We start from the raw sequence: 14,049 nt of genomic DNA, 5'->3' as shown, positions 1-14,049 counted from the left end.
TTCTACCGGCTGCTGCTCCTGAGAGGCTTTGGCAAGCTCATCAGCGGCATTCAAATCGTTATTATTTAAGTTTTTATCTTCAGCCATGATTTCCTCCTTAGTTATTCTTATTTATTTTCTTATAACATAGCAAATGATGTTGCAATATTCTGTTTATCAGATAATTGTCAACACAACAATTACTATTTACTTGATACTCTTAATATAGCAGTTGCGGCGCTTGTGAAGGACTGGATCCAAGACGCCCCATTGTCCCTGTACGGCAGCATTATCTTCCATTTCCACCTGTGTTTCTCCCCACTCGATTCCATACTTCTGATAGATAGGAATCAGGTCGGCAAAGAGCAGCGCATTGGCACCCTTTGCACGGTATTCCGGCTGGATACCGATAAGCAGGAGGTCGACAATCTTGGTCTTATGGAACTTGATGGCACGCAACAGATGCCACCAGCCAAAAGGAAACAGCCTGCCCCTATGGCACTTCTGCAGGGCTCTGGAAAGGGAAGGCATCGTAATGCCGATACCTATCATCTTATGATCCTCGGTAGTCCAGTCTTCTATGGCTGTCACAAAGTTCAGATCGAGCAAGGACAGATACATCTTGATGTACTGGTCTATCTGCTTCTGTGAAAGTTCGGAATAACCATAGAGATGTTTGTATGTATCATTGATGAGGTCGAAAATCTTCTGTCCGAATCCGCCCTGATAAATATCCTTACGGGTAAGTTTGCGGACATGGAGATTGTATCTTTTCTCTATCATCGCCGCAATCTTGGCATATTTATCCGGGATGGTATCTGGCACCATCAGTTTATACTCTACATACTTATTATCAATGGTAAAACCCTCCAGGGCCTCTATGTGCTCCGGATAATATGAATAATTATAAATGGTAGGCATTGTGCCGAGCTGGTCAAAGCCCCAGGTAAGCATGCCTTCTGGATCCATATCGGTAAAACCCAGCGGACCTACAATATCTTCCATTCCCTTCTCCTTACCATATTTTTCTACTGCATTGAGAAGAGCCTTGGAAACCTCGCGGTCGTCAATGAAATCAATCCAGCCGAAACGGACCGATTTCCTACCCCATTTATTGTTTGCCTTATGATTGATAATGGCAGCGACGCGACCTGCCAACTTGCCGTCCTTATAGGCAAGATAATACTCAGCTTCGCAGAACTCGAACGCTGCGTTCTTGTCCTTGCTCAGAGTATTCATGTCGTCGCTGAAAAGATTAGGCACATCATATTCGTTGCCTTCGTAGAGGTCGTAATGAAAGTCAATGAACGTCTTCAAATCCTTCTTGCTTTCGACCTTTTTAATTTCTATTAATGACATGATTTCAAACTAGTTTGCAATATTATAGGATGCAAAAATAGCAATATTTCGCCAAATGACCAAATATTGCTATCTTTATTTTCAGTTTTTTAGGGGTTCAAGAATGATTACGAGCCACAAAGTGGCTTATATCACCCGATTAGTGGTGGTTTTGGCGGAATCATCACTTGATGAGAGCCTCTTTAAAAGATGCTTCTTGATAGGATGCGTCTTTACTTGATGAGATGCTTCTTAATCCACTCCATCTGCTTGCGATTGGTGTCGGTGGTTGTCCAATGCTCGTTGATTGGTGTAAGCAACGATTCCTTCTCGCATTTCAGGGTATTCCACACGGCGTAGCTGGTGGTTGGCGGACAGGTATTGTCGTTGTATCCCCAGGTAAGATAGGTTGGAACCGTTACCTTGCGGGCAAAGTTTACCACGTCATAATAAGCCATCGTATTGAAACAATCCTTGTTCTTCAATATCTCATGATATTTATTGAAGTGAGGATAACCGCCCGTTCTTCCCTTCTCGGCATAAGCAGCCATATCGCTGAGCGCAGGATGATTAGCCACGCACTGGGTAACGCGCTTGTCTAAACCAGCTGCGATAATAGCCAAGGCTCCACCCTGACTTCCGCCCTGCACAGCCACATTCTTACCATCCCACTCTGGCAGAGAGGTCAGGAAGTCGATGCAGCGCACCAATCCCTGATAAACATGCTTCATATAATAGCGGTTCTTATCTTCCAATCCATTGGCAAGATAACCGCCGTTTGCATCGTTGAATCCCTGGCTTATCTCCAGAAAAGTTTCGGCTGGGAGACGTGGATCGAGACCATGAATCTCTATCTCGAAGCGGATAAATCCATTCTCGGCATAATACTTATTGCGCATAGGTTCCTTGATGGTTTTGATGCCGGCTCCTGGAGGTGTGAGAACCACAGGATGGCTACCCTGCTTGGCATTCTTTGGATAGAAGAGATAGCCATACATCGCATGGCCTTTCTTATCTATCTGAAGCTTAACAAGATAACAGTCTATCTTATCTGTACAATATTCCTTGGCGAGTTCCTTGGTATAGCTCAAAGGAACGTTCTTCAGTTCGTCCTTTGCCTGCTGCCAGAATGCATCAAAATCCTTAGGCTCCTGGGTATAAGGTTGAATCTTATCTACCGAGAATCCTACTTTTATATGATGCTGGTAGGTTTTGCCATCGAGCTTATAGAATAATCTCAAATCTCGGAAGCCCGGAGTCTTTCGGGTTCCTATGTTCACTATGGCGCGCCCATTCTTCAACCTGAAGCTTCCCTGCTTGTCTGCCTTCAGCATGTCATCGCCAATTTCATAGTTCACCTCGCCGTCACGGGGAATTCCATACTTATAGAAACTTACTTCCACCTTAGCCTGCTCGCCCGTCTTATAGAGCCAGTCGGCATGATCGGGCACGGTAAGCCAAAGATAGTCACAGCGATACGGATAATTCTCCGCCTTCATACTTAACACACTCGCCATGTTCATCGCCAGGATAAACATGAACGACAGATAGATAGTTCTTAATTTGTTCATAACTTTATAGTTTGTTTAATTTATCACATTCTGCTATTTTTTATTCGTAATCACCAGCACATGGCTCTCATCGCTCAAAGTGGTGGCGAAAATATAGGTTTCGCCACCATCCTTCAGCTTCAGACGCTTGCGCAATTCTGCCACGGAAAGTGGGAAATTGCGGGTAGCGATGTTTGCCTTGGTGATTCCTGACAGATGACGCTTCAACTCCTTTTTATTAAAGGAGGATACGGCAATGATGCGGAAACTTCTGCCGGGGAAGGCGGTGATAGGTTCACGGCTCACGAAAAGATGACTGTTCTTGGAAAGCATCCTTGCATCATAGCGCCCGGAAAGAACACCGAAACAGCCGGCTTTCATCAACGACGCATTCGGCTCGTAAAGATACTGCATCTCTTCAAGCGTGGATGGGGCAATCTTGACGGAAGAAGACTCCATATCCGATTTTTCGCAGACGAAGGACTGGGCATCATTGAGACAATAAATGCGGAGATTGCCCATATTTCGCGCTGAGAGCACTAAAAGAAGCTCCTTGCACTCATTGTTCACGGAGATGATATGAACCTCTCTTACGTGGCTTAATTCGCTAATAGCACGGTGCCAGTCGAGCATCGGAGAGAGTTTGACGATGACGTAATCAGCCTTCAAAAGCATCTCTTCCTGCAAAACGGTGACATCGGGCGTGCAATCCTTCAAAGATACCACCTTGTTGCCCGCATCGTCTCTACGGGCAGGATCAATGAAGATTATCTTAAGACCAAGGTTGGTCTTAAGTAATGACAGAGGTTGGTCATAAGTGATGCCTAAAGAATCATCAGCTGATGCTACATCTTTTTTCTTTGGATGAAAAGAATGAAGAACCTCAATTCCATCCCCATTCTTCACGATGGCGTTCTTCAAGCCCAATCGCCCGAAGTTCTCTTTCGCTGCCTCGCAGAGATGTGCCTGACGCTCCACATACATCGACTTCACTCCCAACCGGGCTGCAATATAAGAGAAATCTACTCCAAAGCCACCAGTCAAATCTACAAACCCGATTTCTTCTGAAAAATCTGCTTTGCAGACATCTTCTTTTGTTTCGTTAACATCCTCACCTGGTTTTGTTAATATCTGTTGATTTTCAGAAGTGGCTCCATTTTTGGCGAATTCTGAATCAACCGCCCTATCGCCCGCAAATTCGCGAATTTTGGAAAAATGAGAATCGGAAGCTTTTGCAACCTCATTTTCATTTGCGCTCTCATTTTCTTTTTCTGCAGAAGATGAAGATACTGGCAAGCCGAGCAATCTCGCAGCCAGTTCTGCCTTGTAAAGCGCAGTAGATTCAGAGGAGCATTGCTCCATAGAAATATGAGGAGGATAGATGATGCCTTCGAGACTTGCCCAACGAGGCAACTTGACGCGAGCCATCTTTCGCCCGCGAATCTGATCGAGAGCGAAAGGCATATCTACTTCCGGATACTTGCTTCCGAGAAAAGCCAGCTGGCGGACATCATCGTCCTGATGCTGGCGAATAAAGTCTTGAGTCGCTTGGTTCATCATTTATGCTCTTTTTATATCTTTATAGAATAATACTTTATTTATTACTATTTACTGCATCTAACTATGATAGTTACTGTATTCTGCAGCTCTCTCACGACATAAGGATTATTGCCTAGCAATGGCAATAAATTGCCCTCCTAAAGGGCAAAAAGATGCCATAACTAGGCAATAATTGGAATGAGGCCTAAACCAAATCGGGATGTAGCCTTACTGCCGAGCAACGTACTCCTTAACCTTCAGGATGCAGCATTAGTTTTATCAGCTGTTACTGCTTTTTGAATGATGCAAGGTATAAATGCGGAGGCAGCTTACGTTTCCGTCGTAAAAAGCCTACTCTCGTTTTCACTCTTCACTCTTCACCATTTAGCCTGAAATCCCGATAAACACAGGGGATTTGTGAGGTGAAGAGTGGCGCTGACTCTTCACTACTCTTCACTACTCTTCACCTATAAATGTAAATCGCTGACTCACAATGGAATAGCTACAGAGCCAAAGAGCCCAAAAAGCTCCAGTCCTATAAAAAGGTGAAGGGTGGGTGAAGAGTCAATTCAACTCTTCACCCACCCAACTGCCTATCCTTCAATCGCTTACACTCAAAAGGTGAAGAGTGAAGGGTTTTTGAGAAAATTCTCTCGCATCCGTAAAGATGCAGAGAGAAAATTCCGGTGTCTTAAGAGATACGGTGGATTAGTCAGCCAACTTAGCCTTCAAGAACTCACGGTTCAAGCGGGCGATGTTAGCGATAGACTCGTTCTTAGGACAAACAGCCTCGCAAGCACGAGTGTTTGTACAGTTACCGAATCCGAGCTCATCCATACGTGCAATCATCTTCTTAGCACGGGCAGCAGCCTCTACACGACCCTGTGGGAGAAGTGCCAACTGACTAACCTTTGAGCTGACGAAGAGCATTGCAGAACCATTCTTACATGCAGCAACACAAGCACCGCAACCGATACATGTAGCGCAATCCATTGCCTCGTCTGCATTCTCCTTAGGAATCAGGATAGCGTTGGCATCCTGAGCCTGACCTGTACGGATGCTGGTGTAACCACCTGCCTGGATGATCTTGTCGAATGCTGAACGGTCTACCATACAGTCCTTGATGATAGGGAAACCTGCAGAACGCCAAGGCTCAACGGTGATAACGTCACCATCGTTGAAACGACGCATGTAGAGCTGACATGTTGTAGCACCACGCTCTGTCTTACCGTGTGGTGTACCATTAATATAGAGAGAGCACATACCGCAGATACCCTCGCGGCAGTCGTGGTCGAAGACGAAAGGCTCCTGACCTGACTCGATGAGCTCCTCGTTCAAGATGTCGAGCATCTCGAGGAATGAGGTATCATCTGGGATGTTCTTCATCTCGTGTGTATCGAAGTGACCCTGTGCTGTAGGGCCGTCCTGCTTCCAATACTTAACTGTGAAACTTATATTTCTTGCCATTGTCTTGTTCGCTTTTTAATTCTTGTAATTTCTTGTCTGTACCTTAATTGCCTCATACTCGAGAGGTTCCTTGTTGAGCACTGGAGCAGTTGTATCGTTGCCCTGATACTCCCAGCAACCTACGTAGAAGAAGTTTGCATCATCACGCTTAGCCTCGCCTTCCTCTGTCTGGTACTCCTCACGGAAGTGACCACCACAGCTCTCGTTACGGTGCAATGCGTCGTAAGCGATCAACTCGCCCATCAAGATGAAGTCACGCAAGTGGATAGCCTTATCCAACTCTACGTTCAAGCCTTCCTTCTTGCCAGGGATGAAGAGGTTCTTGTTGAATTCCTCGCGGAGAGCCTTCATCTTCTTCAAGCCTTCCTCAAGACCTTCCTTGGTACGACCCATACCTACGTGCTCCCAAAGGATGTGACCCAACTCCTTGTGGATAGAATCTACAGAGCGCTTGCCATGAATACCCATCAGACGGTCGATTTCCTTCTGAACACCTGCCTCTGCCTCTGCGAACTCTGGGAGATCGGTAGAGAGCTTTGGCCACAATGCCTGGTCGGCCAAGTAGTTCTGGATAGTGTATGGCAATACGAAGTAACCGTCAGCCAAACCCTGCATCAAAGCAGATGCACCAAGACGGTTAGCACCGTGGTCAGAGAAGTTACACTCACCAATAGCGAAGAGACCAGGGATAGTGGTCATCAACTCGTAGTCAACCCAGATACCACCCATTGTATAGTGGATAGCAGGGAAGATCATCATTGGGTTGTAGTACTTCACGCCGTTGATCTCGTTAGCCAACTCACCTGGGTTAACGTCGGTAATCTCCTCATACATATCGAAGAGGTTGCCATAACGCTGAAGGATAACGTCGATACCGAGACGGTTGATAGACTCAGAGAAGTCGAGGAATACGGCAAGACCTGTGTTGTTGACACCGAAGCCCTTGTCGCAACGCTCCTTAGCTGCACGAGAAGCCACGTCACGAGGAACCAGGTTACCGAATGCTGGGTAACGGCGCTCCAAGTAGTAGTCGCGGTCTTCCTCAGGAATATCAGAACCCTTCTTTGTACCAGCCTGCAATGCCTTGGCATCCTCAATCTTCTTAGGAACCCAGATACGACCATCGTTACGGAGTGACTCTGACATCAAAGTCAACTTACTCTGGTTTGTACCGTGAACAGGGATACATGTAGGGTGAATCTGAACGTAAGATGGGTTAGCGAAGTCAGCACCCTTGCGGTAGCACTGGATAGCTGCTGTACAGTTACAACCCATAGCGTTTGTAGAAAGGAAGTAAGCGTTACCATAACCACCGGTAGCGATAACTACGGCGTTGGCAGAGAAACGCTCCAACTTACCTGTGATCAAATTCTTAGCGATGATACCACGAGCGTGACCGTCAACGATCACAATATCCTCCATCTCGTAACGGGTGAAGAGCTTAACCTTACCTGCCTCAACCATGCGGCTCAAAGAAGAGTAAGCACCGAGGAGGAGCTGCTGACCTGTCTGACCCTTAGCATAGAATGTACGAGATACCTGAGCACCACCGAAAGAACGGTTAGCCAGCATACCACCGTACTCACGAGCGAAAGGAACGCCCTGAGCTACACACTGGTCGATGATGTCGTTGCTCACCTCAGCCAAACGGTAAACGTTAGCCTCACGAGCACGGTAGTCACCACCCTTTACAGTATCGTAGAACAGACGGTAAACAGAGTCACCATCATTCTGATAATTCTTAGCTGCATTGATACCACCCTGTGCTGCGATAGAGTGAGCACGACGTGGAGAGTCCTGGATGCAGAAGTTCAAAATATTGAAGCCCATCTCGCCGAGAGAAGCAGCAGCAGAAGCACCTGCCAAACCTGTACCTACAACGATAACGTCGAGCTTTAACTTATTCTTTGGGTTAACCAAACGCTGATGAGCCTTATAGTTGGTCCACTTCTCAGCAACTGGTCCTTCAGGTATTCTAGAATTTAATGTTTTTGCCATAATCTTTTTTAATACTTAAATGATTACACGAATTATGCGCAGCACAAAGATGGAGCGCAACCGAAAGCGAATGCCAATACAACTACGATGAAGAGGAGAAGCAGGATGGTAGAGTAAATCATACCAATCATCTTCCAACGGCAGAACCAAGTCTTACCGCTCCAACCGAGAGTCTGAATAGCACTCCAGAAACCGTGAGTGAGGTGGAACCAAAGAGCTACCAACCAGATGATGTAGAGAACTACGAATACTGGGTTAGCGAAGGTGTCCTGAATGAATGCGAAGCCGTCTGCTGGGCTGTGACCGAAGCTTGTACCCAAAAGCTCTGCAAACATCATGTTGTACCAGAAGTTAAAGAGGTGAAGCAACAAACCGAGAACGATGATGATACCGAGCACCAACATGTTCTGGCTAGCCCACTCTACTTTCTCTGGCTTTGCTGTTACCTCGTAACGCTGGTTACCGCGAGCACGACGGTTCTGTGCTGTCAGGATGAAAGCGTAAACGATGTGACAAACTGCCAAAGCTGCCAAACCCAAAGTTGCAACTACGGCGTACCAGTTAGCACCCAACAATTCGCAAATCATGTTGTAAGCATCTCCTGAGAAGAGAGCAACAACATTCATGCAACCGTGGAATGTCAAGAATAGAATAAGAGCGATACCAGTTACTGACATCACTACCTTTCTACCAATAGATGAATTGATTAACCACATAAATGATTGAATTTTAATTATTTAACTGTTTGAAACTAATTTATATTCCACATTTTTCGTCCCTGCAATACCTATTTTTAGGCATTCTGCAATCCTCATTTCTAGGTATATTTTCGCAAGTCTGCTGCAAAATTACTATATTTTAATGATTTATCAAAGTATTTTTGCTAAAATTTCGATTTTATTTCTTACTTTTGCCGAAAATTAGAAAAAATATAGATTATGAGATTCAATTATGACGTTCTCGTTATCGGTGGTGGCCACGCCGGATGCGAGGCTGCAGCTGCCTCCGCAAACATGGGAGCCAAGACCTGCTTGATAACGATGGACATGAACAAGATTGGTCAGATGAGTTGCAATCCTGCCATCGGAGGCATTGCAAAGGGACAGATTGTACGAGAGATTGACGCACTGGGCGGACAGATGGGTATTGTCACTGACAAGACCGCCATCCAGTTCAGAATGCTGAACATCGGCAAGGGACCAGCCGTATGGAGTCCTAGAGCACAATGCGACCGAGGTAAATTCATCTGGGAGTGGAGAACCATACTCGACCACACCGACAACCTCGACATCTGGCAAGACCAGGCCGACGAGTTGCTCGTTGCCGACGGAGAAGCCATCGGTGTGCGCACCATCTGGGGCGCTGAGTTCTACGGCAAGAGCATCATCATTACTGCCGGCACTTTCCTCAACGGACTGATGCACGTGGGAAGAAAGATGGTGGAAGGTGGAAGATGTGCAGAACCTGCCGTTCATCATTTCACCGAAAGCATCACCCGATGGGGAATCACCACTGCAAGAATGAAAACAGGAACACCGGTCCGCATCGACAAGCGCAGCGTTCACTTTGAAGATATGGAAGAGCAACCTGGCGACAGCGACTTCCATCAATTTTCATACATGTGCGATCATCGCATACTGAAGCAACTTCCTTGCTGGACATGTTACACCAACAAGAAGGTTCACGACATTCTGAAAAGCGGACTCGATGACTCTCCTTTATATAATGGTCAGATTCAAAGCACCGGTCCTCGCTATTGTCCAAGCATCGAGACCAAGCTCGTCACCTTCCCAGACAAGGAACAGCATCCGTTATTTCTGGAACCAGAAGGCGAAGACACGAATGAAATGTATCTGAACGGATTTTCATCAAGTATGCCGATGGACATCCAGCTGAAGGCACTCCATGAAATTCCAGCATTGAGAGACGCCAAGATTTACCGACCAGGTTACGCCATCGAGTACGATTACTTCGACCCTACCCAACTCAAGCATTCGCTGGAGTCGAAAATCATCAAGGGTCTCTTCTTTGCCGGACAGGTGAACGGAACCACCGGTTACGAGGAAGCTGGAGGCCAAGGCACCGTTGCTGGAATCAACGCAGCCCTACATTGTACTGGCGACAAGACTTTCGAAATGAAACGAGACGAAAGTTACATCGGCGTACTCATCGATGACCTCACAACAAAGGGAGTTGACGAGCCTTACAGAATGTTCACCTCAAGAGCCGAATATCGCATCCTACTCCGACAAGACGATGCCGACTCCCGACTCACCGAGAAAGCATACGAGCTGGGCATTGCCAAACGCGACCGCTACGACTGGTGGATGGAGAAGAAAAATGCCATCGAAAGAATCATTGACTTCTGCGCAAACTATCCTATCAAGAAAGACGAGATCAATCCAAAACTTGAGGCTCTAGGCACAACACCACTTCGAGCAGGCTGCAAACTTATCGACCTCGTTGCTCGTCCACACTTGAACCTTCAAAATCTATCGGAGATTATTCCCGACCTGAAGGCAGCGATGGATGCGCCAGCCAATCGAAAAGAAGAGATTGCAGAAGCGGCAGAAATCAAAATGAAGTACAAAGGATACATCGATCGAGAACGACTCATCGCAGACAAGATGCACCGACTGGAGAACATCAAAATCAAAGGACGCTTCAAGTATTCCGAGATACTGGAAATCTCCACAGAAGGCCGCCAAAAGCTTGAACGAATCGATCCGGAAACCTTAGCTCAGGCAAGTCGAATTCCAGGAGTTTCTCCAAGCGACATCAACGTACTGCTGGTACTGCTAGGAAGATAATCAGTCATACGGAGAAAGCTGCGCCAGACTCAATTGTTCCACGTGAAACGCAATATACATAAAATACTTGATATCTAGCCAATTAAACATGGTTACATCAAGTATTTTATAGTTAAAGTAAAACTTTATGTTTCATAAAACAAAAGAGGATAAAACCGAAGAAAAGGAATAAGAACAGTACGTATTAACGGGCAAAATGGAGGTACAAGACCAAGAAGCCACAACCCGTTTCATACGATAGGAAACAAGATAAAAAAGAAAGAGAATAAGTATTAATAAATAAACAAAAAAGTAATGAATAATCAGCTATTATTAGACAATCTGCGTTGCATTCCAGATTGGCCAATCAAGGGTGTAAACTTCCGCGATGTCAGCACCCTTTTCAAGAATCCAGATTCTCTCAAAGAGATTTGTGACGAGATGTACGAGATCTACAAAGATAAGGGAATTACCAAAATCGTAGGTATCGAATCACGCGGTTTCGTAATGTCTTCTGCCCTAGCTATCCGACTCGGTGCAGGCGTAGTTTTATGCCGCAAGCCAGGTAAACTTCCTTGCAAAACCGTACAGGAAAGTTACGCAAAGGAATACGGTATGGACACTATCGAAATCCACGAAGATGCCATCAATGAGAACGATGTAATCCTCCTCCACGACGACCTTCTCGCTACCGGCGGAACCATGAAGGCTGCATGCAATCTGGTGAAGAAATTCCACCCGAAAAAAGTATATGCAAACTTCATTATCGAGCTTGTAAACGAGAATTTCGAAGGCAGAAAAATCTTCGATGACGACGTAGAAGTATCTACTCTATTACAGTTGTAAAAGCATTTAACATGCTGTTTAAGGCAGCAAAAATGTACTTTAACAACACACGAGCGTTGCAGTTTCACGTGGAACAGCAACGCTCTTTTACCCTTAAAAACTCCTTAGAGATATGACGAAACAAGAAAATGAGGAAAGATTAGCAAGGCTAAAAAGTATAGTTTTAAGCATGCCGGAGAAGCCAGGAAGCTATCAATATTACGACGAAAACCATACGATTATATACGTGGGAAAGGCGAAAAATCTGAAGAGAAGAGTGTCATCCTACTTCCATAAAGAGGTAGATAGATACAAGACAAAGGTACTTGTTTCTAAGATTTTCGACATCTCATACACCGTCGTCAATACCGAAGAAGATGCACTTTTGCTGGAAAACAGCCTTATTAAAAAGTATAATCCAAGGTATAATGTTTTGCTGAAAGACGGCAAAACCTACCCCTCTATATGCGTTACAAACGAGTATTTTCCTCGCATTTTCAAGACTCGCCATATCAATAAAAAGGTGGGAACATTCTTCGGTCCTTACCCTCATATAGGCAGCATGTATGCAGTTTTAGAGGTCATCAAAAAGCTCTACAAACCACGCACATGCCGCTTTCCCATCACAAAACAAGGCGTTGCTGAAGGCAAATATAAACCCTGTTTAGAGTATCATATTCATAACTGCGGAGCACCTTGCATCAACAAACAAAGCTACGAGGAATATCAGGAAAACATGCGCCAAGCACGTGAAATTCTGAAGGGAAACACCCGGGAAGTTGGCAAATATCTCTATGACTTGATGATGAAAAATGCCGAACTTCTCCGCTTTGAGGTTGCCGAAGAATACAAAAAGAAGTATCAGTTGTTGGACGAATTTGAGGCAAAAAGCGAGGTGGTAAGCCATACCATTACCGACGTAGATGTCTTCACCATCGTGAATGATGACGCCAACAAGAACGCCTTCATCAACTATATTCACGTGAAAAACGGCACCATCAACCAGAGCTTCACCTACGAATATAAACGCAAGCTGGAGGAGAGCGACGAGGAGCTTCTGATTACCGCCATACCTGAAATCAGAGAGCGTTTCCACTCCACTTCGAAAGAGATTATCGTGCCTTTCGAGATGGAATGGAAACTAAAAGACGCCACCTTCTTCGTGCCGCAGAGAGGCGACAAAAAGCACCTTCTGGAGCTATCGGAAATGAACTGCAAGCAGTATAAATTCGACCGTTTGAAGCAGGCAGAAAAGCTCAATCCGGAACAGAAGCAAACCCGATTGATGAAGGAATTGCAGGTAAAACTAAAACTGCCAAAACTGCCTTATCAGATAGAATGCTTCGATAATTCCAACATATCGGGCACGGATGCCGTAGCTGGATGTATAGTATATAAAGGTATGAAACCATCAAGAAAGGACTATAGAAAATACAACATCAAGACGGTGGAAGGACCGGATGATTATGCTTCGATGCAGGAGGTGGTAAGACGAAGATACAGCCGCATGATAGAGGAAGAAACTCCCCTGCCAGACCTCATCATCACCGATGGTGGCAAGGGGCAGATGGAGGTGGTAAGAGAGGTGATAGAAGACGAACTGCACCTGGAAATCCCTATCGCAGGTCTTGCCAAGGATGACCGCCATCGCACCAACGAACTTCTCTACGGTTTTCCGCCACAAACCATCGCTCTACCACCAGAAAGCGAGCTTTTCAAGGTATTGACGCAGATACAGGACGAGGTACATAGATACGCCATCACCTTCCATCGCGAAAAGCGAAGCAAGCACGCTCTGCATTCGGAACTAGACGATATCAAAGGCATCGGTCCTAAGGCAAAAGAGGCGCTCCTGAGCAAGTTTAAGAGCGTGAAAAAGATAAAAGAAGCATCGCTGGAACAACTTACCGAGGTATTAGGCCCTCATAAAGCCGAAATTCTTGCGAAATATTTCGCCGAAAAAGGCGAGAATATGAAATAAAAGTCGTATATTTGCAGTTGAATCTATAAGATAATAATATAATAAGGATTGAACAGAACCCTGAATTCCGCAAAATGCTATTCATAAAGTTCAATGTTCAACATTCAAATTTCAAAGTAGTAATATGAGAATAGTAATACAACGTGTCGGCCATGCCTCTGTTACCATTGAAGGAGAAGTAAAATCAGCCATCAAACAAGGCTATCTTATCCTTCTTGGCATTGAGGAAAGCGACACATCTGAAGACGTAGATTGGTTGGTTAGAAAGGTCATAGGCCTTCGTGTTTTCGACGACGAGAATCATGTGATGAACCGCTCTATCATGGATGTAAACGGCGAGGTTCTGGTGATTAGCCAGTTCACCCTTTTCGCCAGCTACAAGAAGGGTAATCGCCCTAGCTGGCTAAGAGCTGCCAAGCACGAAATCAGTGTCCCACTCTATGAAGAGTTCTGCAAAAAGCTATCCGATGCACTCGGAAAGCCAGTAGGAACAGGCGAATTTGGTGCCGACATGAAGGTAGAATTACTGAATGATGGTCCTGTTACCATCTTGATGGACACCCATAATAAGGAGTAAAAAACA

10 protein-coding genes are annotated in these 14,049 nt (G+C 45.4%); 4 read left to right on the top strand and 6 right to left on the bottom strand.

Going from position 1 to position 14,049, the window contains the following annotated elements; all coding sequences use genetic code 11:
- Positions 1 to 186: 186 nt before the first annotated feature.
- The 6 genes from F7D73_RS02835 to F7D73_RS02810 form a co-directional block, all read right to left on the bottom strand.
- Positions 187 to 1,338, bottom strand: a complete 1,152-nt coding sequence (locus F7D73_RS02835; RefSeq protein WP_153122196.1) for an N-acetyltransferase — start codon at positions 1,336 to 1,338, stop codon at positions 187 to 189.
- 212 nt (positions 1,339 to 1,550) lie between these two features.
- The gene (locus F7D73_RS02830) at positions 1,551 to 2,888 is read right to left on the bottom strand and encodes an acetylxylan esterase (protein WP_437182284.1); all 1,338 of its coding nucleotides are present in this window, start codon (positions 2,886 to 2,888) and stop codon (positions 1,551 to 1,553) included.
- A gap of 33 nt (positions 2,889 to 2,921) precedes the next feature.
- On the bottom strand, positions 2,922 to 4,427 hold the full coding sequence (locus tag F7D73_RS02825) for a THUMP-like domain-containing protein (RefSeq protein WP_153122195.1): 1,506 nt from the start codon (positions 4,425 to 4,427) through the stop codon (positions 2,922 to 2,924).
- A 687-nt stretch (positions 4,428 to 5,114) separates the two neighbouring features.
- A complete protein-coding gene (locus F7D73_RS02820) occupies positions 5,115 to 5,873 on the bottom strand; it encodes a succinate dehydrogenase/fumarate reductase iron-sulfur subunit (RefSeq protein WP_022120108.1) in 759 nt (252 codons plus the stop codon).
- Between the two features lie 15 nt (positions 5,874 to 5,888).
- On the bottom strand, positions 5,889 to 7,871 hold the full coding sequence (locus tag F7D73_RS02815; RefSeq protein ID WP_153122194.1) for a fumarate reductase/succinate dehydrogenase flavoprotein subunit: 1,983 nt from the start codon (positions 7,869 to 7,871) through the stop codon (positions 5,889 to 5,891).
- A gap of 32 nt (positions 7,872 to 7,903) precedes the next feature.
- Positions 7,904 to 8,587: a succinate dehydrogenase/fumarate reductase cytochrome b subunit gene (locus tag F7D73_RS02810; RefSeq protein WP_153122193.1), complete on the bottom strand. Its 684-nt coding sequence runs from the start codon at positions 8,585 to 8,587 to the stop codon at positions 7,904 to 7,906.
- A 222-nt stretch (positions 8,588 to 8,809) separates the two neighbouring features.
- Between F7D73_RS02810 and mnmG the strand changes: the two genes are divergently transcribed.
- From mnmG to dtd, 4 genes are all read left to right on the top strand, one after another.
- Positions 8,810 to 10,681, top strand: a complete 1,872-nt coding sequence (gene mnmG, locus F7D73_RS02805; RefSeq protein WP_153122192.1) for a tRNA uridine-5-carboxymethylaminomethyl(34) synthesis enzyme MnmG — start codon at positions 8,810 to 8,812, stop codon at positions 10,679 to 10,681.
- A gap of 294 nt (positions 10,682 to 10,975) precedes the next feature.
- Entirely contained in the window at positions 10,976 to 11,506 is a 531-nt protein-coding gene (locus tag F7D73_RS02800) for an adenine phosphoribosyltransferase (protein WP_153122191.1), read from the top strand.
- 112 nt (positions 11,507 to 11,618) lie between these two features.
- A complete protein-coding gene (uvrC, locus tag F7D73_RS02795) occupies positions 11,619 to 13,466 on the top strand; it encodes an excinuclease ABC subunit UvrC (protein ID WP_153122190.1) in 1,848 nt (615 codons plus the stop codon).
- Between the two features lie 124 nt (positions 13,467 to 13,590).
- Positions 13,591 to 14,043 carry a D-aminoacyl-tRNA deacylase gene (gene dtd, locus F7D73_RS02790; protein ID WP_153122189.1) on the top strand — a complete coding sequence of 151 codons (453 nt, stop codon included), beginning with the start codon at positions 13,591 to 13,593 and terminating at the stop codon, positions 14,041 to 14,043.
- Positions 14,044 to 14,049: the final 6 nt, after the last annotated feature.

The organism is Segatella copri (genome assembly GCF_009494395.1).
Taxonomy (GTDB): Bacteria; Bacteroidota; Bacteroidia; order Bacteroidales; family Bacteroidaceae; genus Prevotella.
This window is presented reverse-complemented; position numbering and strand designations above follow the sequence as displayed.